The 24,930-nt window shown below is 54.7% G+C and carries 20 protein-coding genes; 6 read left to right on the top strand and 14 right to left on the bottom strand.

Features of this window, described 5'->3' with window-relative positions; all coding sequences use genetic code 11:
• Positions 1–242: 242 nt before the first annotated feature.
• From P8S54_RS12770 to P8S54_RS12750, 5 genes are all read right to left on the bottom strand, one after another.
• Complete coding sequence (locus tag P8S54_RS12770) at positions 243–3,044, bottom strand: hypothetical protein (RefSeq protein ID WP_281442031.1); 2,802 nt, start codon at positions 3,042–3,044, stop codon at positions 243–245.
• Between the two features lie 141 nt (positions 3,045–3,185).
• The gene (locus tag P8S54_RS12765; RefSeq protein WP_281442030.1) at positions 3,186–3,365 is read right to left on the bottom strand and encodes a hypothetical protein; all 180 of its coding nucleotides are present in this window, start codon (positions 3,363–3,365) and stop codon (positions 3,186–3,188) included.
• Positions 3,362–3,667: a hypothetical protein gene (locus P8S54_RS12760; protein ID WP_281442029.1), complete on the bottom strand. Its 306-nt coding sequence runs from the start codon at positions 3,665–3,667 to the stop codon at positions 3,362–3,364. The genes P8S54_RS12765 and P8S54_RS12760 overlap by 4 nt, the downstream gene beginning before the upstream one ends.
• A gap of 112 nt (positions 3,668–3,779) precedes the next feature.
• The gene (locus P8S54_RS12755; RefSeq protein ID WP_281442028.1) at positions 3,780–4,349 is read right to left on the bottom strand and encodes a hypothetical protein; all 570 of its coding nucleotides are present in this window, start codon (positions 4,347–4,349) and stop codon (positions 3,780–3,782) included.
• Between the two features lie 34 nt (positions 4,350–4,383).
• Positions 4,384–5,736 (bottom strand): tyrosine-type recombinase/integrase, encoded by a 1,353-nt coding sequence (locus P8S54_RS12750; protein WP_281442027.1) that lies wholly within the window; start codon positions 5,734–5,736, stop codon positions 4,384–4,386.
• A 389-nt stretch (positions 5,737–6,125) separates the two neighbouring features.
• Here P8S54_RS12750 and P8S54_RS12745 point away from each other — a divergent pair, with 389 nt between their 5' ends.
• On the top strand, positions 6,126–7,844 hold the full coding sequence (locus P8S54_RS12745) for an ExeM/NucH family extracellular endonuclease (protein ID WP_281442026.1): 1,719 nt from the start codon (positions 6,126–6,128) through the stop codon (positions 7,842–7,844).
• A 52-nt stretch (positions 7,845–7,896) separates the two neighbouring features.
• Entirely contained in the window at positions 7,897–8,805 is a 909-nt protein-coding gene (locus P8S54_RS12740) for a homocysteine S-methyltransferase family protein (protein ID WP_281442025.1), read from the top strand.
• Here the strand turns inward: P8S54_RS12740 and P8S54_RS12735 are convergent.
• From P8S54_RS12735 to P8S54_RS12700, 8 genes are all read right to left on the bottom strand, one after another.
• On the bottom strand, positions 8,802–11,093 hold the full coding sequence (locus P8S54_RS12735; RefSeq protein WP_281442024.1) for an ATP-dependent DNA helicase: 2,292 nt from the start codon (positions 11,091–11,093) through the stop codon (positions 8,802–8,804). The two genes, P8S54_RS12740 and P8S54_RS12735, sit on opposite strands and share 4 nt — an antisense overlap.
• Positions 11,090–12,832: a VRR-NUC domain-containing protein gene (locus P8S54_RS12730; RefSeq protein WP_281442023.1), complete on the bottom strand. Its 1,743-nt coding sequence runs from the start codon at positions 12,830–12,832 to the stop codon at positions 11,090–11,092. Before P8S54_RS12730 ends, P8S54_RS12735 begins: the two co-directional genes overlap by 4 nt.
• 32 nt (positions 12,833–12,864) lie before the next feature.
• The gene (locus P8S54_RS12725) at positions 12,865–13,236 is read right to left on the bottom strand and encodes a hypothetical protein (RefSeq protein ID WP_009097297.1); all 372 of its coding nucleotides are present in this window, start codon (positions 13,234–13,236) and stop codon (positions 12,865–12,867) included.
• A gap of 101 nt (positions 13,237–13,337) precedes the next feature.
• Complete coding sequence (locus tag P8S54_RS12720; protein WP_281442022.1) at positions 13,338–14,372, bottom strand: histone deacetylase family protein; 1,035 nt, start codon at positions 14,370–14,372, stop codon at positions 13,338–13,340.
• Positions 14,373–14,385: 13 nt separating this feature from the next.
• A complete protein-coding gene (locus P8S54_RS12715; protein ID WP_281442021.1) occupies positions 14,386–14,670 on the bottom strand; it encodes a GIY-YIG nuclease family protein in 285 nt (94 codons plus the stop codon).
• A gap of 9 nt (positions 14,671–14,679) precedes the next feature.
• Positions 14,680–18,168 (bottom strand): EAL domain-containing protein, encoded by a 3,489-nt coding sequence (locus P8S54_RS12710; RefSeq protein WP_281442020.1) that lies wholly within the window; start codon positions 18,166–18,168, stop codon positions 14,680–14,682.
• A gap of 36 nt (positions 18,169–18,204) precedes the next feature.
• Positions 18,205–19,275, bottom strand: coding sequence for a tripartite tricarboxylate transporter substrate binding protein (locus P8S54_RS12705; RefSeq protein ID WP_281442019.1), 1,071 nt, complete (start codon positions 19,273–19,275; stop codon positions 18,205–18,207).
• Positions 19,276–19,307: 32 nt separating this feature from the next.
• Positions 19,308–19,769, bottom strand: a complete 462-nt coding sequence (locus P8S54_RS12700) for a YchJ family metal-binding protein (RefSeq protein ID WP_281442018.1) — start codon at positions 19,767–19,769, stop codon at positions 19,308–19,310.
• Positions 19,770–19,949: 180 nt separating this feature from the next.
• Here P8S54_RS12700 and P8S54_RS12695 point away from each other — a divergent pair, with 180 nt between their 5' ends.
• Positions 19,950–20,261 carry a hypothetical protein gene (locus tag P8S54_RS12695; protein ID WP_281442017.1) on the top strand — a complete coding sequence of 104 codons (312 nt, stop codon included), beginning with the start codon at positions 19,950–19,952 and terminating at the stop codon, positions 20,259–20,261.
• A 115-nt stretch (positions 20,262–20,376) separates the two neighbouring features.
• On the opposite strand, the gene argE is transcribed toward P8S54_RS12695, so the two are convergent.
• Positions 20,377–21,546, bottom strand: a complete 1,170-nt coding sequence (argE, locus tag P8S54_RS12690; RefSeq protein WP_281442016.1) for an acetylornithine deacetylase — start codon at positions 21,544–21,546, stop codon at positions 20,377–20,379.
• Between the two features lie 217 nt (positions 21,547–21,763).
• Between argE and ugpB the strand changes: the two genes are divergently transcribed.
• The 3 genes from ugpB (at position 21,764) to ugpE (ending at position 24,930) form a co-directional block, all read left to right on the top strand.
• Complete coding sequence (gene ugpB / locus P8S54_RS12685; RefSeq protein WP_281442015.1) at positions 21,764–23,089, top strand: sn-glycerol-3-phosphate ABC transporter substrate-binding protein UgpB; 1,326 nt, start codon at positions 21,764–21,766, stop codon at positions 23,087–23,089.
• Positions 23,090–23,156: 67 nt separating this feature from the next.
• Positions 23,157–24,041 (top strand): sn-glycerol-3-phosphate ABC transporter permease UgpA, encoded by an 885-nt coding sequence (ugpA, locus tag P8S54_RS12680; RefSeq protein WP_281442014.1) that lies wholly within the window; start codon positions 23,157–23,159, stop codon positions 24,039–24,041.
• Between the two features lie 40 nt (positions 24,042–24,081).
• Positions 24,082–24,930, top strand: a complete 849-nt coding sequence (gene ugpE, locus P8S54_RS12675; RefSeq protein WP_009097273.1) for a sn-glycerol-3-phosphate ABC transporter permease UgpE — start codon at positions 24,082–24,084, stop codon at positions 24,928–24,930.

Raw genomic sequence — 24,930 nt, 5'->3', positions numbered from 1 at the left:
GGGTATACATAGTTACTGGCGGCCCATTGAGTAGCTCTGCCATCTCTGATTCTGGATTCAAAACAAAAGGGGCAAGGAACTTTCCACAGAGGGATACACTGGTGATGGCTTTGGTTGCTCTGGTTGGTTAGTTCTCCCCTGATATCCTTTAGATATTTATCATGTTTCTGGGATGCCTATTCCATGACGGTAGAAAACAGACTCATCAGACCAACCAAAGTAATCCTTTCAGGCATTCAATTTTAAACAGCCTCAATTATCCACACAGCGACGCCTCCCCGCCCGCTGCGTTTGCGTAGTCGCTTACCATTTACAACTCGGTCGGCCCTGTATTTGAATACGCTACCCACACCTCGTGTGGTTAAATGCTTGGAGTTTTTGAATTCCGTAATAGCCTCTGCAAGGGCCTGCTCTGCATCAGGCAAGTAGAACTCTCGAAGCTGAGGATCATGGTAGTTGTCATGGATTTTCTTCACGTCTTTAGCGGTGAAGGGGTCTCTACCAAACACCTCTGCCAGTGAACACAGCAACGCGTCTAACTGTTCTTGTTCAGGATCAGCCGCTTGTGCAGCGTTAACGGCCTCCATTGGGTCTGCATACTCGCCTGACGAGCCAAAATGACGGGCTACCCATGCTACCGCCTGCCGCACCATCAAATCCCATGCTTCAAAGCTCGCCATGCTACCAGTTGCTGGCGCATCACCAGATTCTAGCCAGCCACGGATAACAGTCAGAGCATCGGCTATCATGCGTTGGCGGTGCTGGTGGCAATACGTCTCGGGATCCACGTCAAATTGACGGGCAAAGGGTCTATCAGTTTCGGGATCTATCCGGCACTTAAGCACACGTCGCGGCAAGTCTCCGGCCAGGGTCAGGTTGTTACCGGTCAGCAGCCATAGCGCTTTATTGGGTACGTTAGCGCTGCCTGTTTTGCCGAGGATGCGGTCGCTGTAATTCTGGGAAGTCAGAGCACCAGCGAGCGCAGCACTATCAAACACGCCAATGACGTTATCCCATATAACGGCACGTGTGCCGGTCATCAAGATGGTCATGATGCGTTTTCGAATTTCTTCATCATCTCGGGCGTGGGTGTGTGGCCATATCGTAGGAACCTCTCCCAGCGCCAGCACTGCCACGCACTTGGCCAGTAGGGTTTTGCCGCTGCCTTGGGTGGGCGCATCAAAGCCAACGGCGGGCGCGGTGGGAAGAACGGGGCGCACGGCAGCTGTTAGCAGCGCAGCGAGTAAAACTCCTCTATCCTCAGGGCCTACTAGAGGAAAATCAACAAACGGCTCCATTAGGCGTTCAAGCGCTGTTTCGACCTGCTTCACGGTCGGGTGTATCGGCACCGCATGAACTTCATCGCCGTCAATTTCCAGTAGCAGGCCGGTGGCTTCATCAAAACCGGGGCGATTCAGCAGCGAGCCATCAAGGCGTAAGGTTGGCGCGGTGATAATAGCATTTAGATGCTTGAGGGCACGGCGCTCGCCAAGTGACAGAAGGGTCTTAGCTACGCTTACAGGAGGGTCTTCTAACACTTCAATGTGATCCCCATTTTTCAATTTATGCCAACGCCAAAATTGCGTAGCACCACCAAGCCAGTGCTTTAGGGCGTGTTCATCCAAGGGGTAAACACGGCCATTCGTTGCAGTCACCAGCGGCCCACCAAAATCATACACATCCGAGGCCCTGCGCAAGATGCCTAGTACTTGCTCTACCGCTTCAAAAGTACGACCTTTAACTAACTCCACGCGGGCAGGTGGTCTGCTCAATTTGTAGGTTTTGCCACCATGAGCAAACGAATACAAACGTGGGCGAGCGCCCATCAGGTACAGCTTCCCCACAGTCTTACCGCCTTGATACTCAGGTTCGATGGGATCCAGCGTTAGGCTGTTGTGATAGCGTTCTGAGTTATCCAGCACCTCCCCCACAGTTAATACCTGATGACCTCCATCATCAACTACCAGGGTTATAGGGAAGTCCCCAGCCAATAAGCTATGGCTCAAGGCGCGTGACACGATTTCCCGGCTCTGTTGTAGTATTTCCTCGCTGGCCTCACTGCCTGCTATTTCGCTAGCTCGGGTATCGATATAGTCCGCTTGAGCAATATCGGCTTCAGGCTTGGCGGCATTCATGGCAGCCACACGATTCTTTTCAGCAGCGGCCAACGTGGTCTGGTCAGGATTAGGAATTACCGCCTGGGTATCCAACACAGCCATCACACCACCAACGGGAACCGGCTGGCCGCGTTGTTGCGCCAGCGGTGGAACGCACTCAGCACCTGCGGCAAAATCCAGTCGGTTTGCCTGCCAGACGCTCGCATCCAATAGGGTACGTTTTAGGCGTTGGCCAGCAGCGCCAATGTCTACCCAACCGTGGCCAGCGGCCCATAGGTAGGTTTGCAGCGCCTGACCAGCCCGCTCAATATCGCGAGCATCCAGCGCCAGCCAGTACAGTCGTTGGCCACGCAGCCCGGTTAAATCATCGCCGGTTTCCGTGTTCACAATATGGCTAGACGATGAAGGCCACCAGAGCGCGGCAACGTCAACCAATGCGGGCACGGCTTCATGAAGGCAAGCCAGCAGGTCATCACGGGAAAGCGTGTTCGCGCCATCGCCGGGGTCATAATCGGCCATCATGACACCAGCGCTAGCAGGCCATGAAAAATGCTCCTTACTGCGGGGGATAGGGTCATCAGGGCGGCCCGCTTCCAGCCAGCGGCGCTTAGATACCAGCTCGGTAGTCAGACGCTCGGGACAGCCATAGGCCAACGCTTGGTTGGTTTTGAGCGATTTCAGCAAGCGGGCAAAAGCTGCCAGGCCATCCACGCTATAAACGGCGGCACTGCCTTGCGTCATATCCCCTCCGGGATCCTTCACCAGTTCGCCATCAGCCAGCCGATAACTCTTGGTTAAGCGCTCCGGTTTTGTTGATGTGATGATGGTCAGGGCAGCGGTAGCGGTGCTATTCTTTTCTTCTGAAGTATTACCTTGAGCCTCGCTAGTGGTTGCACCCACAGCGAGGCTATTTTCTGCGCTAGTCATCAAGATGCCCTCTCTTGATACCCTGCAGGTCGTAAACTTCAAACTCAGAGGTGATGCTCATACAATCATGGCAAGCAAAGGCCTTCCCGAGCCGCGTCCAACACAGAAAACCAAGGCGAAAAAAGGTAGAGTAAGCTAGCATCACTGACCCCCTCTTTTACTTTGAGCTTTATGGATCAGTCGACGCGCATTACGGTTCTTGACTGTAGCAGGATCAGCAGCACGTAAAATCTCTTGGCTAGGGGTGTCGGCGATGACTTGGGCGTGCTTTATATTGAACTGACGAATTTTGAGTTGAGCAAACTCTATGGAATAACTCATTTCGCTACTCCTTGATCTAGTCCAACCTCTGCAGTGTTGCTGTAGTCCTTTCCTGCCTCTAGCCATTCGAGCACGTCTTTTAGGCGATAAAAAACTGACCGGCCATGCTTAACAAAACGTGGACCGGGGCGGCCCAGCAAAATGCCAGTAGTACGGGATTTTCGGGCTGTGGAAGGCTGCGCATTGATAAGGCCGGGGAAAACGGCTTTTTCAGGAAGTTCAATAAGTGCTGAATCAAAGCCATTACGGTGGCGTGCTAGAGCATTAGAAAGGATGTCAAAGGGTTTAGTCTTGGCGTGCACTGAGGCGTCTCCATGTTGATGGTTAACGCCCCGATAATGAAGTTACCACCTCAATCAGTCACTCAGTTGAAATTTCAGATAATTTCATTGAAATAGCTGAGCAATTATCCAATCACTTTTTCTCACTTTGTTTTCGAGCATTACCCATCGCTTTATTTGCAAGAGGAAACAATTTTTCCATAGTACTAACACTCACCCCGCTTACATTTTTGAATCGCTTATCGATCTCTTCAGTAAGTGTGGCTTGCGTGTGATTAAGACGATCGTTTTCTTTTAATAAATCTAAGAGTGCAGCTATGATTAAAAGATGAGGTAATGGAATATTATCAAAGCTATCAACATCTTCACTTTGTTTAGAAAATTTTACTTTAACCCATTCAAAGACTTCAAAATTATTTACCTGGACACTAAAATCGTTCAAATAACCACCAAACTCTCTGCTATTTAAACTTATTTTCCTCCCAAGCTCGGCAACAGAAACCAGTTCCCAGCCACCTTCAGAAAAATTTTTACATAAAATTTCAAATCCAGTAATTTCTTTACGGACTACAGCGGTTGTTAGCTCTCTTAACCAACCCACATATGAGCTTACACTTGCATCCCCCATTTTCTTCGCCAAGATAGTGGCCATATCCTTTATTTCCACAATCGACTCAATATGATAGTAATCAAAATCACTCATTAAAAACCTTTCACAGATAGAAAATAAAACTTACTTAAGCTATGGAAAATTGAGACTGGCTATCACTTGTGCCAAGTTTACTCATGCCTTGAGCTGTTTGATGAGCAAACACTTCAACTGCATCTCGTGAATGATCCGGCCGAAGGTGAGCATAATGTTGAATAGTTGTCTGAATATCCGAGTGAGCCATCAATTTACTGACGGTCAACAAGTCAATACCAGCCATGACGAGCTGAGAAGCAAAGTTATGCCTCAGGCTATACAGATGCAGGTCATCTGGCAGTCCAGCCAACTTTCGCACATTTGCCCACGGCTTTTGCATTGCGGTCGGACTCATACGCTTGCCGCTACGACCTGACGGAAACACCAACCCCGATTTCGGCTCGCCCTGCTGCTGGTGCCAGCCTTTGAGTACCTTCACAGCAGAGGTGGATAGCGGGAATGTCATAGGCTCAGGACGATGATGCGCTGTTTTTTCAATCACCTTGCGCACAGTACGGAAGTCCAAGTTGACCTGCTCCCACCGCAAGCCGAACAGAGCGCCCGGCCTGAAGCCGGTGTAATACATCGTCATAATCCATGGAACAACGTGATCTACATAGGTAACGCCGCCTAGGTCAGGCAAATATACTTTGCCGTGAGCACGACTACTACGCCTCTGCTTACGCTTCTGTTCCTGATAAGACTCCAGGCCAATAAACAGAGCCTCGACCTCACAAGCTTCAAGATATCGTCGCTGAGACGATTGCTCGGCCATCTCATCTTCCGTCATCGCAGGACGCTGCAGGTTAATACGAGCCAGAGGGTTGGTAGATATAACCTTACGGTCAGCTGCATGTGCCAGCATAGTTTTGAGAGCGCCAAGGTGTCGCTTGCTGGTGCTATACGCCTCGCCCTTTGCTTCTCTCTCCCCCTGCCAACGTTCTATATCGGCTCGAGTGACTTCACTCATAGGCTTTTCGAGCCAACTTTTGAAAGCATTCCTGATACGTCGCACAGTGGCATCGCCATCTTTTTTTCGCCGCTGAACTACGGCATAAGGCCCGTTCAGATAGGCGCTAATAGTCTGCTGTTGCCTGTACTCCTCATCAACTTTGTCTTTTTCTATTACTGCGCGTGGATCCCCGCCTTGGGCCACAACTGCCAATGCTTCCGTAGCGTTTTTGCGCGCCTGAGCAACTGTCAGCGTGCCGTAGGCGCCTAGTGTCATCATCCGGCGCTTATTGGTCTTGGTTCGGTAGTACAAACGAAAAGTAAGCCCTCGTTTCCCTGGTCGCACGTGGAACCCTGCTAGGTCTGTGTCCCAGACATCACTTGTTGGCATTTCCTTTGCCAATCGCTCTACATATTTAACAGTTAGCTTTGTGCGGGTAACGGTTTCAGCCATGCTGTGCACTACCTTCCAGGTGACAAATAGGTGACAACCGAAGGATAAAACGAGGGGAAAGGAGTAGCAACAAGAAACAAAATAAAACAAACAACATTATGTTTTATAAATGATTTATGGTTTCTTCTTGTTGCTGATTTATGATTGAAGGATATTTGCGAACGCCTTCGGGAGGCAGAGGTCGTAGGTTCGAATCCTGCTATTCCGACCAAGAATTCTATTAAAAACGGCCACTTAGCTAAATCAGCTAGTGGCCGTTTTTTGTTGGGGAGGCGCTAGGTTCCATATAGGTAACAGCGCCGACAAGCCACTACAGGTAAGGTAAGCTATCGGCCTACTCTGTCAAGCCTGAAAACGATTGGCCATTCCCCTACATTTTGGAGCGTGTCATGGGCGTTCTTCATTTACTGACTCGCAGAAGTGGCCGCCTTCGCGCCTCACTTGCCACTTGGATAGCGCTATTAGCTTTGCTGCTGGCCGCGCCAGCGGTCGCCAATTGCGCACTTCCCTCCACCACCGACATAGTCAGCATCAAGGGCGGCAGCCAACAGCCTGCGCTCCCCGAGGGTAGCGACGTCGTTGTCGACGGCATTGTGACTGGCGTGTTCCTCGGCAGAGACAACCTTAACGGCTTCTATCTTCAGCAATTCACTGACCCCGGCCCAGCGGGCGTGTTCGTCTATATGCCCAGGGTTACACCGAGTCAGGCTGAACGAATCACCCCTGGGCAGCACCTGCAGCTCCACGCGGAGGCTGGCAGGTTCCGCGATCGGATTCAGCTCCAGCGGGTCGCGCAGATCGAGACCTGCGACAACCATCAATTGCCTGAGCCTATAGAAGTAACCTGGCCTCTTAACGAAGATCAGTTGCACCGGCTAGAAGACCTGTTGGTGGTGTTCCCGCAAACCCTCACCGTTACCGGCAACTATGAGCTTGCACGCTACGGCACGCTGAAGCTGGCCGCAGAGCGCCTGTTTCGGCCAACAAATACAGCGGAGAAAGCGACTGAGGAGGGAGCTATTTTGCTGCTGGACGATGGCAGCTACCGTTCTTTCCCAAGCCCCATCCCCTACCTGGATACCAACGGCAGCCGCCGAGTAGGTAGCACCATTGAGGGGCTGACCGGGGTTATCACGCAAGCCTTTGACGCCTATCGCTTGCATCCAACTGAAGAGCCGCGTTTCGAGGATACCAACCCGCGCCCACAACCGCTGACCGCGCCGGGTGATCAGCTGAGAGTAGCGACCTTCAACGTAGAAAATTATTTCACCACCCTAGGGGAACGGGGAGCTGCCAACAGCGATGAGCTGGAACGCCAGAGAGCCAAGCTGGCCGCTGCGGTCTCAGGCCTTCAGGCCGATATTCTTGCGCTGGTCGAAGTCGAAAATGACCCGGGCGCTCTGGCCGACCTGATCGAGCAACTAAGCACGCGCACAGGCATCCGCTATCAGGCCGTCGGAGGTAGCGCAAATCGTGGGTCTGATGCCATCAAGGTGGCACTGATCTATCGGCCAGACCGAGTGGAAGCGCTGAGCGACCTATATGCAGACAGCCACCCTGCTCACCACCGCACTCCTTTAGCCGCTTTTTTTCGTGATGTGAACGGCAGCCCGGCCTTCGGAGTAGTGACGGCGCATTTCAAGGCCAAGTCGGGCTGCCCATCCCGTGGGGATATTGACCGTGGCCAAGGCTGCTGGAACGAGCGCCGAGTAGAGCAGGCTGAGGCAATGCGTGACTTTTTGGCCCAGCTTGCCGATACCGCCGGTCATCAACGTCTACTGCTAACCGGCGACCTTAATGCCTATGGCGCCGAAGACCCGATCCGTACCCTGATTCATGCGGGCATGGTCGATCTGCTTGCTCGCGACCTGCCGCCTGAGCACCGCTATAGTTATGTCTTCCGTGGCGAATCAGGCTACCTGGATCATGCATTGGCAAGCCCCGAACTGGCTGGCTCCGTGACCCAGACGCAAACGTGGCGAATCAACGCAGATGAACCGCGTTTTCTTGGTTATGACGGGCCGGACACTGCGCACGCTTATATCCAGCCCGACCCCTTTCGCTCTTCAGATCATGACCCGGTTGCCGTGGACTTAAGCTGGCCTTAAGCCCCAGCTCACCAACAGCCAACGTTGTGATAATACACAAGGAAGCGCCACCATGACCGACTCAACACCTTCTGTCACCCTGCTCGATGGCGGCATGGGCCAGGAACTACGCAAACGTAGCCGCTACCCGGCCTCGCCTCTGTGGTCGGCACAGGTCATGCTCGATGAGCCGCACCTGGTCACGGCGGCTCACCGCGACTTTATTGAGGCCGGGGCAGAGGTCATCACGCTTAATAACTACAGCGCCACCCCTCAACGGCTAGCGCGGGATGGCGACCCAGCGCTGTTTGCAACGCTACATGGGGCGGCACTTGCCGCAGCCCGACAGGCGCAGCAAGAGAGTGGCCGTGCTGTCCTTATTGCTGGCTGCCTGCCGCCTCTGGTGGCAAGTTACCATCATGAGGTAGTGCCTGATGACGAGACTTGTCTGGATAGCTACCGCCAGTTGGTGGATGCTCAAGCAGGCGTAGATCTCTTCATTTGTGAAACCATGTCACTGGCGCGGGAAGCGCTGGCAGCCACCACTGCGGCGGCGGAGCGCGATACCCGGGTATGGACAGCGTTTACCGTCGACGATACGGATGGCACACGTCTGCGCTCTGGCGAGCTTCTTGCTGACGCGGCAGAAGCGACGATGGCCGCAGGCGCTGAGAAAATACTCGTGAACTGCTCCGTACCCGAAGCCATTACCACGGCAATGGGCGTGCTGGCAGCCGCCAACATTCCCTTCGGTGGCTTTGCTAATGGGTTCACCTCTATCGCAGCACTTCAGCCAGGGGGCACCGTGGACACATTAACAGCGCGAGAGGATCTGGGCCCACAGGCGTATGCTGATTACGCGCTTCAGTGGGTGGAACAAGGCGCGACGGTGGTGGGTGGCTGCTGCGAAGTCGGCCCTGCCCATATTGCGGCTATCGCCACGCGCTTAATCAATGCCGGCTACACGCTGGCAACCCGCTAAGGGGCTAGCCCCCACCAGCGTGGCAGCAATGCGCGCACTTTGGCCTGGGAAAAACGATCATCCATTAACACCACCACCCCTTCATCCTGGGGGCTACGAATCACCCTTCCAGCGGCTTGCACAACTTTAATCATACCAGGTATGCGGTAGGTGTAATCGTCGCCCTGGCCGAAACGGGAGTTCATGCGCGCTTTCAGCGCTTCGTTAAAATCGTTGAACGGCGGCAGGCCTAAGGTAGCAATAAACGCACCGATTAAGCGCTCGCCAGGAAGGTCTATCCCTTCGGCAAAAGCCCCGCCTAGCACTGCAAATCCAATCCCTTTACCCCCTGGGGTAAAGCGCGCCAGAAAGGCGTCGCGCTCGGCTTCCTGCATACCCCGGGTTTGGGCAAACGTCGGTACGGTGGGGTGTGCGTGCTGAAGCTGCGCTTTCACCTGTTCCAGGTAAGCAAAGCTGCTAAAAAACGCCAGATAGTGGCCAGGTTGACGCTGATACTGATTGACCAAGGCTTCCACAATAGGCGCCAAAGAGGCCTCGCGGTGATGATAGCGCGTGGAAATATCGGCGCGAATACGCACTTCCAGCTGGCGGGCGGCAAACGGTGAGGCCACTTCCCGCCACACGCTGTTTTCCGGCAACCCTAGTAAATCGCGGTAGTAGTGAAATGGGGACAGCGTGGCTGAAAACAGCACAGCGCTGTGGGCCGCCTTGAAGCGCGGCGCTAGAAAGTCCGCTGGAATGACATTGCGCAGCCCAAGTACCGCATCGCCCCGGCCATATATAGCAAGATCGCACAGAGAGTGTTCACCAAACTGCTCCGCCAAACGGCAGAAGGCCAACGCTTCAAACAACAACTCTTGAAGCTCCACGCTTGCGGCGTCGGGGTGCTCAACCAAATAATCGGTGATCGCGCCAGCCAGCGTGTGCAGCGCAGCCACCAGCTTGTTGGGCAGCGCATCAAGTAAATGGTAACGCTGTAACGCCGCTGCATCGGTGGACACTTCCTTCGTTAGCGCCTGCCACTGCCTACCGACCCGGGCTAACGATTTTGCAAGCGCGGGAGGTGAGCGGCGACGCAGTCGGCTCAAGCGCTGCTGGGAAAGCTCTGCGCTGTACATGCCCCGCGCTCGTTCAACTAAGTTGTGCGCTTCATCTACCAGCAGACCTACCCGCCAGTCGTTGGCGTGGGCCAATCCATGCAGCAGCGCATGAGTATCAAACCAGTGATTCACATCGCCCACCACCACGTCGGCCCAGCGGGCTAACTCTTGGCCCAAATAGTACGGGCACACACTGTGGGCAAGCGCCACCTCACGCAGTCCATCGCGATCAAGCCAGCGACGTGCCACCGCGGCTTGGCGGGCGGCAGGCAAGCGGTCATAAAAACCGGCCGCCAACGGACAAACATCGCCCTGGCAGGCGGTGCCGGGGTATTCACAGGCTTTGTGCTTGGCCACCAACTCCAGCACACGCAGCGGCACCGGGGGTGTAGATGGGTTGGATGTAGATGAAGTGGATGTAGAAAGACACGCCAACGCGTCCAGAGCCAAGCGGCGGCCTGGGGTTTTCATGGTCAGAAAAGCCACTCTATCCAACTGCTGACGGGGCATTGCCGAGAGCATCGGAAACAGCGTACCAAGGGTTTTGCCAATGCCCGTAGGGGCCTGGGCCAGTAGGCACCGCCCGGTGCTGGCCGCCTTGTATACATCTTCCGCCAGCGCCCGCTGACCAGCGCGAAAATCCGGGTAAGGAAGCGTGAGCCTAGCCAGCCATGCATCCCGCTCCTGGCGATGGGCAGACTCCTGCTCCGCCCAGGCCAAAAAGCGCTGGCACTGATCGGTAAAAAACACCTGCAATTCGGTTGCGCTAGCCTCGTGGGTGAGCAGCGTTTCCTGGCCGCTAGCAATCTCCAGATACACTAACACCAGCGTGACCCGCTCTAGGCGGCGCTCGGCACATAGCAGTGCGCCATATATCTTTACCTGTGCCCAGTGCAACGCGCGTTGATTAGCCGCCATGCGATCTAGATTGCCACGGTAGGTTTTGACCTCTTCCAAACGGTTAGCGTTGGGATCAAAACCGTCGGCGCGGCCCGCTACGCGAAGCCCCTGATACTCACCGGAAAGCGGCAGTTCGGCCAAGTACCCCTCGCCCCGACGGCTAGCCACTAATCGATGCCCTTCGATGCCTTCCAGAGCGCTGGGGGCTGGCGTAAAGCGGTGGTCAAGGTCGCCTTCCCGAGCGGTGAAATCGCACAGCGTGCGCACCGCTACCCGATAGCGGCTCATTCGGCTTCTTCTAGTTCAGGCCCTTCTGGTTCAGCCCCTTCTACGTCAGATTCAGGCTGCCAGCGTACATGGCACACCTCAACGGGCATGCCGAAGCGGCAAAAGAAGTCGATCCAACGGCGCTGATTATCTTGCAGGCGATCTCCCGGCCCTTTTACTTCTATCATTTTGTAGCGTGGCTCGCCGGACGGTGCATCCGGCATTAGCTGAATCAGGTCAGGCAAGCCCGCGCGGTTATGCTTAATGTCATCTAATAGCCGCATAAAACAGGCACGCAAATGGGCAGGCGGTAAACACTTAAGCGCAAGCGTCAGCAGTGCTTCACTGACAACTCCCCAGTGAACAAACGGCGATGCGATGCCCTGTTTGGCGTGCCACGTTCGAAGGATCGTGTCCTGGTAGCGGCCGTCATCCAACTGGGCTAGGCAGGTGTCGATATCGACTTGGCGCTGGCTAACAAAATCGTCGCGGTATAAATCCGCAGGCCCGCTGTGAAACGGGTGAAAAAACGCCCCTGGCAGCGGTTTAAAAATGGCCGGCCAGAGCAGCAAACCAAACAGCCCGGTCAGCAGGCTATTTTCAACGTAGTACACCGGCGCGTTAGGGGTCGCCATATAGTCAGCAACGGCACGCTCAACTGGCTGGGGGCCTGGCAAATGAAGCACATAGGTGGGCACCTGAGCCGCCTGTTTATCAGACCCCGTCGAGCGCTCAACCTGTTGCGGTAGTTTGCGTGCCAAACGCGGTAACAGCCGCATCAAGGCTTGGATCTCGCCTTCTTTTGGCTGCGCGTCCAGCGCGCTGACCGTAAGCTCATAGGCATCTGAATAACGGCCCAGACGCTCTAACACGCGCAACCTGCGAATACGCGCATCGCTGTTATTGGCATCAGCGTACAGTGTTAACGCTAACGCTGCATCGCCACCACGCTCGGCCTCACGGCCCATGGTAAACAGTAGCCGCGCCCGCCGAGAGGCTAACCAACGGTTGCTGGAAGCAGGCGGCACCTGTGTGGAAAGCGCCTGCGGCGGCTCGCCGTCGTCCAGGCGTTCGCGCAAGCGGTGAAGCGTTAAGTACGTTGTTACGTCATCGCGGCTTTGGAACGCGCGCGACGCTGCGGTTAGCGGTACCTGCTCAAAACGCTGCAGGCCCAGCTCAGTTAGCACGAACTCTGCCCAATCCTGACGTAGGTTGCCAAAAAACATCAGCCGTAGGCGGTCGCAAAGCGCCATCACCGTCAGCCGCACAATCTGCGTTGTGGACGTTGGCCACCACTGTTGAAGGGGTGCGGACACCTGGAACGGCTCGTCCAGTGCCGTTTGAAGCGCAGCTTTCGTGCTGTTGCGCGCTAGGCCTGCCTTGGTGATTTCACCTGCCAGCGCCTGGCGCAGCTCACTCAGCCGTAAGAGGCGAAACAGCTCACGGCGGCTTAACTGCGGTGCGTCATCTACCCAACCAAACGCTATCAGCGGTGCCAGGGCCTGCTCCACATCTCCGATTTCCGCATATATCAGTTTGTCCAGGCGAAACAGTTCACCTTTACGCATCACCATGCGCACCAGTAGCGCCTGGGAGGCTTGAGGTAGCGTCTCAAAACGGCCAATAGCATCGCGCTCGGAAGCATTTAATAGATCGTGGTGGCGAGTGCTTACCCACGCCAATACATAACGAAAGTTCGTTAGGTAATAGAAAGGGTCATCTAGGGAGGCGGTCGCTGACGCGACAAGTGCACTGTTCATCTATCCATTGTAACAGTGCTTAATGGAGCAGGTTAACCCACCCGGTGTTGATAGAGCACGTCCAGCGCGTCTGCGTCATCCGGCTGCTGATCGGGGGTCGGGGCTTCTGCGCGAGAAGAGGGTTTGAAGACCGCGGGGTTGTGGCTGCCCACCAATACATACCATTCCGCTTCACTTAAATAGTGCTGACACCAGCGGCCTAAACCGTCGGCCAGCTGCTCACGGCTATACTCGCCGCTGCGAAAGGCGTGGGCCAAGTGCAAGAGGTCTTGGCGGGCGGTACGGGCACGGGCGTTACCGCCATGTACTTTGGAAAGCGGGCAGCGTCGATCATAGGCCGCGTTGGTTAACGCATTTAACCAACGCTCTACTTCATGTGCCTGAATACCGCCGTAAACTGCCACACTCCACTCCATGCTAAACGGTTATTTGATATTACTAACGTTGACTAAAAGGTCATTAGACTGCCCGATTTTGGGATAACTGTCATCTTCTCATCCCGCGGCTAGCCTCGCCCCTGCTCAAAACCTTGCAAGACGTTCACCACATTGACACCGATCTCTTCAACGGCATAGCCCCCTTCCATTAAAAACACACACGGGAGCCCAGCGTCAGCTAGGCGCTTACCCAGGGCAGTAAAGTCAGCGTGTTGAAAGGTAAAGGCACTAATGGGGTCGCCTTCAAATATATCCACTCCAAGCGATATCACAATAAGCTCGCATTCAGCTTGATGAATACGCTCCAGCGCCTGTTCCAAGGTAGCCATCCACGTCGCTACCGAGGTACCCGGTGGTAGCGGGTAGTTAACAGTATAGCCTTCCCCCGAGCCTTCGCCGATTTCATCAGCGTAGCCAGAGTAGTAGGGGAAGGTTACCTCTGGGTCGCCGTGCAGCGATAAAAACAGGACATCGTTACGATGATAGAAAATGTGTTGGGTACCGTTACCGTGGTGGAAGTCGACATCCAGCACCGCGACCCGGCGCTTACCGGCACTCACCGCCCGCTGGGCGGCTATTGCGGCGTTATTGAAAAAGCAGTAGCCGCCAAATTGATCATAGGCCGCGTGGTGGCCGGGCGGGCGGCACAGGCCAAAGCTTGGCTCGCCCGTTGCTAGGGTATAGTCGACGGCGCCCAAGGCAGTGTCTTTGCTCGCCATGGCGGCGGCAAAAGTGCCTTCAGTAATGGAGGCTTCCGCCGCTAGGGCATAATAGCCTAGCTGGCCACTGACAGAGCGGGGGATTTTGTCGCTCCGCAGGGTGCGCGCTGGCCAAATATTAGGAATGGCTTCCCCTTCATGCCCGGCGGCTTGCCAGGCCTGCCAGCAATTTTCTAAAAACGCGATGTAGTCTGCATCGTGCACCGCAAGCACCGGTGCAAGTCCGTAATCGCTGGGGGCGCGCACCTCAAAGGCCGCCTTGCGCAGTGCGCTAAGCACTAAATCTATACGTTCCGGGCACTCAAACGGCGCCACTATTGCGCCATCATGTAGTTCGCTTCGCGCTTGCCGCCGGCGGCTGTCTTCGGAGAAAAATGTCAGCATTGCGAGTCCTCATTCATAGGGAGTAAGGCCAGCGAGCAGCCCATTGACGCTTTTGAGAGGGCGATTGCTGTTTCAATTGGTACTCCGCCCGGCTGGCGGCGGCACGGTCAGCAAAGGGCTGCGCCCCTAGCAGCGCTATCGGCGGGTTAGCCCGAGTGTAGCGTGCGCCTTTTCCATTGCAGTGTGCTTGGTAACGCTTGGCAAGGTTATTGGTAATTCCTGCATAGGTGCCTCGTTGGCACTCCAATAAATAGAGATACCACTGAGCCGCTGCCGCTGAGTGTGCCGCCGTTACCATATCGCCTCGCTAAGGCATGGGAGATGAAGAGAGTGCCTGAGCCGTCATTAACTGCTCCAATGCCGATAGCGGCATCGGCATTGCTAAGCCAAAACCCTGGAAAAAATCGCACTGGTAAGTGAGTAGCCGCTGATGCTGCTCATCGGTTTCAACGCCTTCGGCCACCACTTTTAACCCCAGGTGGTGAGCCATGGAAATAATCCCTTGCACGATAGCGGCATCGTCATCGCTATGGGTTAACTCTTTAATAAAGCTGCGATCAATTTTAACGGTACTAATCGGCAAATGCTTTAAGTAGCTCAAGCTTGAAAAGCCGGTACCAAAATCATCAATTGAGACTTTAATCCCCATACTGCGCACCGAGTGCAGAATATCAATAGCATTGGCCGTGTTATCCATCAAAATGCCTTCTGTCAGCTCTAGTGTTAGCTGCGCTGGCGGCATCCCTGTATTCATTAGCGTTGCGCTCAGTGTTTCCAGAAAACTAGCGCGGTGAAACTGCAGGGGAGACAAATTGACAGCTACGCATTTTGCTCCCAGCCCTTTGTCGTTTAACTGCTGCATATCCGTGCAGGCACGGTTAAGCACCCACTCGCTAATAGGCATAATTTGCCCTGTCGCCTCTGCCAGCGGGATGAATCGATCAGGGGAGATATACCCCTGGGTAGGATGAGGCCAGCGCAGCAAGGCCTCGACACTGGCTATCTGGCCATCGCGACTAAATATGGGTTGGTAATACAGGTCGAACGCTTGGCGTTCAATAGCTTCTTGTAGGTCATTACGCAGCGTGACCCGCTCACTGGCGATATCGTTGCCGTTGTGGTGAAACCAGGCGTAGGCATTGCGTCCCTGCTGCTTGGCCCGGTACATAGCGATATCGGCTTGCTGAATTAGTGTTTGCGGTTGAGGCGTGTCTGGCTGGCTCATGGCGATGCCTACGCTGGCACTTAAATGAAGCTCGCGCCCGTCGATACAGTAGGGCTTTGCCAAGGCAGGCAATAAACGCTCAACCACTTCTTCTACCTGGGCTTCCTGGGGCGTGTTTGTCAGCAGCAGTACAAATTCGTCGCCGCCCAAGCGCGCGACGGTATCTTCTTGGCGTAGCGCATCGCGTAAGCGCTGGGCCACCTCAAACAGTACCCGATCGCCAACCGCATGGCCCAGGCTGTCGTTAATCGGTTTGAAATCATCCAAATCAACAAACAGCACGGTAATACGCTGCTCATGGGTCTGGGCTAGTGCAAACTGCTTACACAGCGTTTCCTCAAACAGCATACGGTTTGGTAGCCGTGTGAGGTCGTCGTGATTGGCGTAATAGGCCAAGCGAGCTTCGGAGGCTTTCTGCTGGGAAATGTCGTGCTGAATGCCAACGAAGTGCGTTACCCGCCCTTCTTGATCCCGCACAGGCGCTATATATAAATCATTCCAAAACGGGGTGCCGTCCTGCCGATAGTTGCATATCGTCACGTGGACTTCGCGCTGCTCTTTGATGCCGCGTCTTAGCTGTGCAACCACCTCAGGGTCGCTATCTGGCCCCTGCAAAAAGCGGCAGTTGTGCCCAATAACGTCTTCCTGGGAGTAGCCGGTCATCGCCGTAAATGCCTTATTGGCATACACAATTGGTGTATCAGGCAGGCAAGCATCGGCAATGAGCACTCCGTTTACGCTCGCCTCAACGCTACGTTCCAGGGTGCGCAAGCGGGTTTGCTGTTCACGGCTTAAGGTAACGTCTTGGGCTAGGCAATGCACGCCGACAAAATTGCCATTAATACTAATAGGCAAGGCAACCAGATCCAGCAGATGGGTTCGCCCATAACGATCCTGAATGGTGAGTTCAAACCGGGCACTATTGCCTAACACGACATGCTGAAAGTACTCCCCCACACGCGCGAAATCATCGGCATTAATGAATTGCGTAAAGTGCTGCCCCATAATTTCATCGTTGCTGTAGCCTGTAATAGAGCCGCAGCTCTCGTTCGCTGTAACAAATTTCCCCTCACCATTTAACGAAAACACTGCATCTGGGTGATGGATAAATAAGGAGCGGTAGTGCTGTTCACTCTGCTCTAACGACTCCCGCGCCACCGAAAGCTCTTTGGTTCGGTTAGTGCTAACAATCACTACCCCCACGCTAAACGCCAGTAACCAGCCAAGTAATAAGCCGCCTAAGGCAACCCCTACCGGCATGACACCTATCACGTGCCAATTATGATGCGTGCCAGGATAAGCATAGAGCGTTACATTTATCCCACCGGGCAACCCAACATGGCGTGCAGCAAGTGCCTGTGCCGGGTCCGTGGCCTCGTTGGCGCTAAAACCGACCGGATGAAGCACCATCAGCGTCTCGGCGCCACGGTTAACCCCCACTTGGAAAGGCCCCAGGCCCAGCCGCAGCTCATTACTTAATAGCGTGCGCAAATCAAAGGATGCTAACAGTTGCTGCTCACGGCTAGCGACAGGGGTCGCCATGATAACTAAGCTGCGCTGAGCCTCGTCGGGTTGAAATAAGCGGGAGCGGTTAAAGGGGATGCTCAACCACTCCTGAACTACGGGCTGGCGAATCTGTTCAAGTAACCAATCGTCACTGCCGTCGCGACGCCCTTGTGACCAAATAGCGTCCCCCTGGGCATTGACTAAAGTAATTGCCTGCAAGCTTGCCGTATCACGAAAATAGCGCTGCGCATCACTTTCATGTAATGCCATCCCTTGGTCAGCAGGCAGTACATCCAACCGGTTGGCCATGCGCTGCATGAGTTGCAGCCGCGCGGTCATAATCTGCTCGGCATTGAGTTGAACGCTATCTAGCAAGTATCCCGCCTGCTGCGCGATATCGTTGCGCTGACCCATGCTTAACAACAACCATGCTAAACAGCTGATCACCACGCCCCCAAGCGCTACTGCAACCGTTTGTTTGCCTGGGTTTAACCGTTCAGTGCGCTCACGCCAGCCCGCTACTAACAGCGCAGTGCCTGACAGAAAAACAAACACTAGCGTCGCAATGGGTGACGAGCTAAAGAGCGGACGATAGGCAGCGCCTGCTTGCCACATCAACATGATGACCACACCACCAAACAGCCATAAGCCCAGGCCCACCGTGCGCCAAACAACACGGCGACGGGAGTGGGCAATACCTAACCACAAGCAGAGATTAATCAGCAGGAGCACTGCGGCAGATAACGATGTTATGCGCTGCCCCCCTGTGAGCAGGGAAGCGCCCACATCTCCTTCAAACTGGTTGTGGAGTAAGGTGTAAAGCAGCAGCATGGTTAACAGCGCAGCGCTAACAACCCTTACTTTGTGGCAGTGAAAGAGCGTAGCGAAAAGGGCACTACCAATGAGTACGGTAATAGCCGAGGCGTCGGGCACCAATATCGGCTCAGACAGGATACCAGGAACCATCATCCACCCTAGCAACCCTGCACTACCCATCAACAGTAGCATCGTCGTCGCCATTAACAACAGCGTTTGCGCTGCTAAGTCTCGCGTATTTAATGGCATGAAACGCACTTGCTCCTCTGCATTATTAGCACGCGGCTAGCGCTCAAACTGTATCGCGCTGGCAAGGGTTTGCAGTAGCTGATACTGCTCTTCCAGGTAACGGCCGTAGGCATCTAACGCTTTAAAATCAACGAAAGAGCCATGCTCTTTCTCTAGCGTTTGAATCAGCGCAGGCTCTACCAGCGCTTGCTCAAATACCTTCGCCAGTACCGCCAACCGTTCTGGCGGCGTATCAAGCGGTGCGAATAGTCCACGGTCAGTGGTGTTTACCAAAGCAATTCCCTGCTCATGCAGTGTGGGCACATGAGGCAGGGCAGCTAGTCGGCCTTCGCTAGCAACGCCAAGGGGCACTAATGCGCCAGCGCTAAACAGCCTGCCCGCAGAAGGAAGATTGAGCATGGCAAAATCCAGCTCCCCGCCCAACAAAGCCTCGACTTGGGCACTGGTGTCTGGATAGTGCACAAACTGGACATCCGCTGCTGAAATACCTTCCTCAGCAAAAAAGTGCAGCCAAAAAAAGTGGTCTGTTGAGTTAGGTATAACGCCAAATAGCAACGGCGCGGGCTGCTGGTTAACCAAGGTTTTAATATCACTGGCGCCTATCACAGGCTGCCCCGCACGGGTAGCGGGGATGTTCACCGTTCGAGTGAGTAGTGCCACAGGCGCAAACGCTTGGTGCGAGTACCCTGTTACGCCCGCGAGGTAGGAAAGGTCTATGGTTTGGTGGCTACCTAGCAACGTATAGCCATCAGGGGCGCTTCCCTTGACGAACTGAGAGCCCAAAATAGCGCCACCCCCTGGCATGTTAACGGTGGTGATGGGAACCTCTAGGTACTCTTGGGCCTGAGCAGCCACAGCGCGCAAAAGCACATCGGTAGCCCCTCCCTCGCCATAGGGCACAACTAAGGTAACCCCAGCAGAGGGATAAGGCTCATCGGCTAGTAATGGCGCGCTCACACTCAGCCCCATCACCCCTGAACCCATCACGGCGAACCCGATCACGCCAAACCAATGTAACAGCGTTAACCAACGCCAGTAGAAATACCCTACCCAGTGTTGGCACACAGATAATGGTTGATGGTCGGATAGTGCTCGCTGCTGGCTCATTGCTTGGAATGCCTCATCCTGCTTAGCGTTAGCTACTCACCGCAACATACCTTTAATTTACGCTCGCTACCACATAAGCACCGCTCATTTCGACGAGGCTTTAGCCGCTCAACCCTAGGATCGCCATCCACATACCACCAGCGCCCCTCTTTAAAGCGAAAACGCGAGATCTCCTCTAGCACATGCCAGCCGCCTGGCTCACGAAAATAGGCCCGAAAATGCACGCTGCCCGTGCTGCTACTCGGCGGGGGCGCAGCCACAATAACCAGCGACTTCCACTGGGTATCCGGGTCTGGCGGCAAGTGTGCTGGCCGCGTGGTGGCGTACCAGGTGTTTAATAGATAATCCGGTTGATTCAACGCAAAGGCTGTGTAGCGCGAGCGCATAAGCGCTTCTGGCGTGGGCGCGTTAGCACCGTGAAGATAGGGCTGGCAACACCCTTGTAGCGAAGTATTGCTGCCACAGGGGCAACTATCGGCGGTTAACTGAGTCATAGTGGTGGCTCTAGCATGAACAAAGAGTAGGGGCGCAGTGGATCATTTGTTTTGATATCACCTCAGTGTAGGTGTATCGGTGCTGCCCTAGAGTGGGTATAGTAACAAAGCAACATCACTAGACAGACGGAGTACGCAACACGACCGATCATTCTTTCCAAACGCAGTGGAGGTTCTCCTATGAAGGTTTATAAACCGGAATGGCAGTGCACGTTTAGCGTAAACGAAGGCGCGGTAGAATCAGCAAACTGGAAAGAGCGAATCGCGTGGCGGCTAAGAGCGTTTGCCGACCGTCTTGAAGGCGGCGGACGCACAGTGAAGATCGACTGCAACGTCTCTCCACACGTTAGCCAAGACGAAGTTGATACCTGTTTAGGGAAAGGGTTTGAAGTGACCCAGCGGCTGCTAACCCAGCTGGCCCGCCAACAGGCCTGTGAAGATGTGATGCGCCACGCAAAAGCAGAGCTTTACGAAGAGCAACCTCAAGCTTGAAGCAGTAGAGTAATATCTTAGAAAAGCACCCGCCCGTTGTTAACAGCTTTTGTTAATAGTTGGCGGGTGTTTTTTATTGGACGTTTTCACCTAGACCTCATCCAGAAACTAGCCCTCATCCCGAAAACGGCGTTTCTAACGCTTCGCCTAAGCGCTGCATAAACGCGGTGCACGCGTTTAGCTGGGTTACCTCAATATACTCATCAGGCTGGTGCGCCTGGGCGATACTGCCAGGCCCTAGAATAATCGTCTGCAAGCCCTGACCCTGGAACTGCCCTGCTTCTGTTGCATAAGCCACCGCATGATGGCAGCAGGCAGTCGGCAAGTGATCTTTAGCGAGGCGTAACACCCGATCATTATCCCGGTCAGCAAGCCCTGGTACCGTCACATTCAACGGCTCGGTAGTCATCTCTACGTGTTTGCCTTTCGCCTGTAGCTCCGCGGTTAGCTGCGCGCAGAACGCCTCAAAGCGTGCGTATATCTCGTCAAATGACTCCGTGGGCAAGTGACGAATTTCCCATTCGAACTGACACTCTCGCGCCATGATATTGATGGCCGTGCCGCCCCTTATTTTGCCCACGTGAAGGCTAGTGTGAGGCACATTAAACGCTTCGTCGACTCGCCCTTCTTCTATTAGCGCCGCCATAGTGTCTTCAATAAAGGTGACCAGTCGCGCGGCGACATGGATCGCCGAGGTACCCTGATTCACTTGGCTACTATGGGCTTCGCGGCCAATCACCGTGGTACGCAGGTTGGTAGCGCCCTTTTGCGCTACCACCGGCTGCATGCTGGTGGGCTCGCCCACAATCACATGGGCGGTGGTGGAGTAGTGCTCATAGAAGCGCTTAATCAGGCTAGGCGCGCCCACGCAGCCTATCTCCTCATCGTAGGAAAACCCGAAATAGATCGGTTGCTTAAGCGATGCTTTTACCCACACGGGCACCATCGCTAACGCACAGGCAATAAAGCCCTTCATATCACAAGTGCCACGGCCGTAAAGTCGACCATCTTCACCATCACGCAGCGTAAACGGGTCGCTTGACCAGGGTTGGCCAGCCACCGGCACCACATCGGTATGCCCAGACAGCATGACGCCGCCTGGCGCCGGTGGCCCTATGCGGGCAATTAAATTGGCTTTTTTCCCGCAGGGACTCATTACCCGCTCTGAGGTAACGCCGTAGTCCGCCAAGTAGCGCTCAACAAACTCAATCAGAGCTAAATTGGATTCGCTGGAGGTCGTGTCAAATGACACAAGCTTCGCCAGCAACGTGGTTGCGTCTGTCATAGGACTCTCTTAATTCACTGTTTTTCGCCACACTAGCACTGCACCAGGGCTTTTCCTACTCAGCGAGATAACCGATAACTGCTAAACGTTGACTGTCACGTCAAGTTCATCGTGCATTCACTAAAACGTCATCTACACTTCTTACTGTTCAGTGCATCCAATGAATCCAAAAAACGCATTGCACAGCCTGTTTGAAACAGGCCTACAAGGAGCTGTTATGTCTCGTTTTAAACTTCGCGCGCTTGCCGTTGGTGTAGCGACTGCCAGCCTTAGCCTGTCAGCTCACGCGACTACTGAAATTAGCTGGTGGCACGCCATGGGCGGCCAACTTGGCGAAATTCTTGAAGGCATTACGGAAGATTTCAACGCCTCTCAGGATGAGTACCGTGTCAACCCCAGCTACCGCGGTAACTACACGGAGACCATGACCGGTGCCATTGCTGCTTTCCGTGCCGGAGAGCAACCGCATATTTTACAAGTATTTGAAGTTGGCACAGGCACCATGATGAATGCCGCCGGCGCTGTCTACCCTGTTTACCAGTTAATGGAAGAGCACGGCCGGGCGTTTGATAATGATGCCTTCCTGCCTGCCGTCGTCGGCTACTACACCGATACCGAAGGCAACATGCTTTCCTTCCCGTTTAACTCCTCCACACCCATCATGTATTACAACCGCGACGTGTTTGAGGAAGCGGGCCTAGACCCCGAGCAGCCGCCACAAACGTGGCAAGAGATGGAAGCGCTCTCAGCACAGATCCGAGAATCCGGCGCCGCGCGCTGTGGCTTTACCTCCTCCTGGCCTAGCTGGGTCATGCTGGAAAACTTCTCCGCCATGCATAACTTACCGCTCGGCACGCTGGAAAATGGCTTTGGTGGCATAGAAACAGAGCTGAATTTCAATAACGAGCACGTCGCCCGCCACTGGGACAACTTGAAAGCCTGGCAAGAAGAGGGGCTTTACCGCTGGGGCGGCCCAGGTCCTGGTGACGACGCGGTGCCTATGTTCTACGCCGGTGACTGCGCGATGTTCTTTGGCTCCTCCGCTTCTCGTGCTGACATTGCCGCTAATGCCGACTTTGAGGTTGGGTTTGGCATGTTGCCTTACTACGATGATATTGACGGCGCACCGCAGAACTCAATCATCGGCGGCGCTACGCTGTGGGCCATGCAGGGCCATGATGACGAAGAGTATGAGGCCGTTGCCGCTTTCTTTGACTACCTCTCCCAACCTGACGTGCAGGCCGACTGGCATCAGCGCACTGGCTATCTGCCGATTACTCAAGCGGCCTGGGATTTAAGCGAGGAGCAGGGGTATTACGACGAGAACCCAGGTGCCGACACGTCCATCAAGCAAATGACCCTCAACGAGCCCACAGAAAACTCCATGGGCCTGCGCTTTGGTAACTTTGTGCAGATTCGCGACATCATCTCCGAGGAGATGGAAGCCGTCATGAGCGGCCGCAAAGATGGGCAGCAGGCTGCAGACGATGCGGTCCGCCGGGGTAACGCTCTGCTCCGCGATTTCGAAGCCGCCAACCAATAAGCTAGTAACTTCTTCGCCGCCTACCTACCCGTAGGCGGCGCTTTCGTTTGTTGTAAGGTGAGCTTCCATGCAGACTAAACGCATGACGTTTCCTGGCCGCTGGTTGCCTTATGCACTGCTGGCTCCCCAGGTCATTATTACGCTGATTTTTTTCATCTGGCCAGCGGGCAAAGCGATGTATCAATCGCTGCTACGCGAGGACGCCTTTGGCCTGCGCACCACCTTTGTGGGCCTTGAGAATTTTGCCCGGCTATTTCGTGACGGCGCGTATCTCAACTCACTGTCGGTCACCGTGGTATTTGCCGTCGGCACCACGCTGATTTCCATGTCAGTGGCGCTGCTGCTCGCCAGTACCGTAAACCGCATGATTCGCTCGCGAAGCACCTACACCACACTCCTCGTATGGCCTTATGCCATTGCGCCGGCCATTGCCGGGGTGCTGTGGTGGTTTATTTTCAACCCCTCTATCGGCATCGTGCCTTACCTGCTGGAGATGGTGGGTTACAACTGGAATCACCGCACCTCGGGTAACGATGCCATGCTGCTGGTGATTTTGGCTGCGGCCTGGAAGCAAATTTCCTATAACTTTTTGTTCTTCTTGGCAGGCATGCAGTCTATCCCCCAGTCGTTGATTGAGGCCGCCGCTATTGATGGCGCAAGCCCAATGAAACGCTTTTGGACCATCGTGTTCCCCCTGCTCTCACCCACCACGTTCTTCTTGATGGTCGTTAACGTGGTGTACGCCATGTTCGATACCTTCGGCATTATCCACGCCACGACCCAGGGCGGCCCCTCTCAGGCCACCAACATTCTGGTTTATAAAGTTTACGCCGATGGCTTTATTGGCCTGAACCTCGGCTCTTCGGCAGCACAGTCCGTGATTCTTATGATCATCGTGATACTGCTCACCGTTGTGCAGTTCCGTTTTATTGAGCGGCGGGTGAACTACTAATGGCGCACGTTCTAACCTTTACCGATAAGAGAGCCTTGTGATGGTTGAAAATCGCCCCTGGGCCAACCTGTTTGCCCATACCATTCTCATTATTGGCGTCGCGCTGGTGGTGTTTCCAGTGTATATCGCCATTGTTGCCTCGACCCATGGCCCGGGTGAATTCTTGCGCGGCACGCTGCCCCTACTGCCTGGCCCCCACGCAATCGACAACTACACCGCCATGTGGAGCACCGGCCTTTCCCGCGCCGGTGCGCCGCCCGCCGGACAAATGCTCTGGAATAGTTTTGTAATGGCGATGGCCATCACAATCGGCAAGCTCTCCATTTCGCTGCTGTCCGCGTTTGCCATTGTGTACTTCCGCTTCCGCTTCCGGATGTTCTTCTTCTGGATCATTTTCATCACCCTGATGCTGCCGGTGGAAGTACGCATTATCCCAACGTTCCAAGTGGTCGCGGATCTGAAAATGCTCAACAGCTTTGCCGGGCTCTCTATCCCGTTAATTGCCTCGGCGACCGCCACGTTTCTGTTCCGGCAGTTTTTTATGACCGTACCCGAAGAGATGCTGGAAGCAGCACGGGTCGATGGCGCGGGGCCGCTTAAATTTTTTAAAGACATTCTGATGCCGCTGTCGATTACCAATATCGCAGCGCTGTTTGTGATCATGTTCATCTATGGCTGGAACCAGTACCTCTGGCCGCTGCTGATCACCACCGACCCCGACTACTACACCATTGTGATGGGCATTCAGCGCATGACCACCGCCGCCGATGGCGACCCGCAGTGGCACTTGGTGATGGCGGCGGTGGTCATGGCAGCACTCCCCCCTGTGCTAGTGGTGCTCTTTATGCAGCGCTTATTTGTGAAAGGCCTGACCGAGACGGAGAAATAA

The organism is Halomonas sp. M1, from assembly GCF_029581375.1.
GTDB lineage: Bacteria > Pseudomonadota > Gammaproteobacteria > Pseudomonadales > Halomonadaceae > Vreelandella.
The sequence above is the reverse complement of the archived record's forward strand: the minus strand, read 5'-3'. Positions and strand labels throughout refer to the sequence as shown.

Bases quoted from the DNA above. Each gene is read 5' to 3' on its own strand.
- P8S54_RS12770 (WP_281442031.1), bottom strand. From the start codon at position 3,044: ATGACTAGCGCAGAAAATAGCCTCGCTGTGGGTGCAACCACTAGCGAG.
- P8S54_RS12765 (WP_281442030.1), bottom strand. From the start codon at position 3,365: ATGAGTTATTCCATAGAGTTTGCTCAACTCAAAATTCGTCAGTTCAAT.
- P8S54_RS12755 (WP_281442028.1), bottom strand. From the start codon at position 4,349: ATGAGTGATTTTGATTACTATCATATTGAGTCGATTGTGGAAATAAAG.
- P8S54_RS12750 (WP_281442027.1), bottom strand. From the start codon at position 5,736: ATGGCTGAAACCGTTACCCGCACAAAGCTAACTGTTAAATATGTAGAG.
- P8S54_RS12745 (WP_281442026.1), top strand. From the start codon at position 6,126: ATGGGCGTTCTTCATTTACTGACTCGCAGAAGTGGCCGCCTTCGCGCC.
- P8S54_RS12740 (WP_281442025.1), top strand. From the start codon at position 7,897: ATGACCGACTCAACACCTTCTGTCACCCTGCTCGATGGCGGCATGGGC.
- P8S54_RS12735 (WP_281442024.1), bottom strand. From the start codon at position 11,093: ATGAGCCGCTATCGGGTAGCGGTGCGCACGCTGTGCGATTTCACCGCT.
- P8S54_RS12730 (WP_281442023.1), bottom strand. From the start codon at position 12,832: ATGAACAGTGCACTTGTCGCGTCAGCGACCGCCTCCCTAGATGACCCT.
- P8S54_RS12720 (WP_281442022.1), bottom strand. From the start codon at position 14,372: ATGCTGACATTTTTCTCCGAAGACAGCCGCCGGCGGCAAGCGCGAAGC.
- P8S54_RS12715 (WP_281442021.1), bottom strand. From the start codon at position 14,670: ATGGTAACGGCGGCACACTCAGCGGCAGCGGCTCAGTGGTATCTCTAT.
- P8S54_RS12710 (WP_281442020.1), bottom strand. From the start codon at position 18,168: ATGCCATTAAATACGCGAGACTTAGCAGCGCAAACGCTGTTGTTAATG.
- P8S54_RS12705 (WP_281442019.1), bottom strand. From the start codon at position 19,275: ATGAGCCAGCAGCGAGCACTATCCGACCATCAACCATTATCTGTGTGC.
- P8S54_RS12700 (WP_281442018.1), bottom strand. From the start codon at position 19,769: ATGACTCAGTTAACCGCCGATAGTTGCCCCTGTGGCAGCAATACTTCG.
- P8S54_RS12695 (WP_281442017.1), top strand. From the start codon at position 19,950: ATGAAGGTTTATAAACCGGAATGGCAGTGCACGTTTAGCGTAAACGAA.
- argE (WP_281442016.1), bottom strand. From the start codon at position 21,546: ATGACAGACGCAACCACGTTGCTGGCGAAGCTTGTGTCATTTGACACG.
- ugpB (WP_281442015.1), top strand. From the start codon at position 21,764: ATGTCTCGTTTTAAACTTCGCGCGCTTGCCGTTGGTGTAGCGACTGCC.
- ugpA (WP_281442014.1), top strand. From the start codon at position 23,157: ATGCAGACTAAACGCATGACGTTTCCTGGCCGCTGGTTGCCTTATGCA.
- ugpE (WP_009097273.1), top strand. From the start codon at position 24,082: ATGGTTGAAAATCGCCCCTGGGCCAACCTGTTTGCCCATACCATTCTC.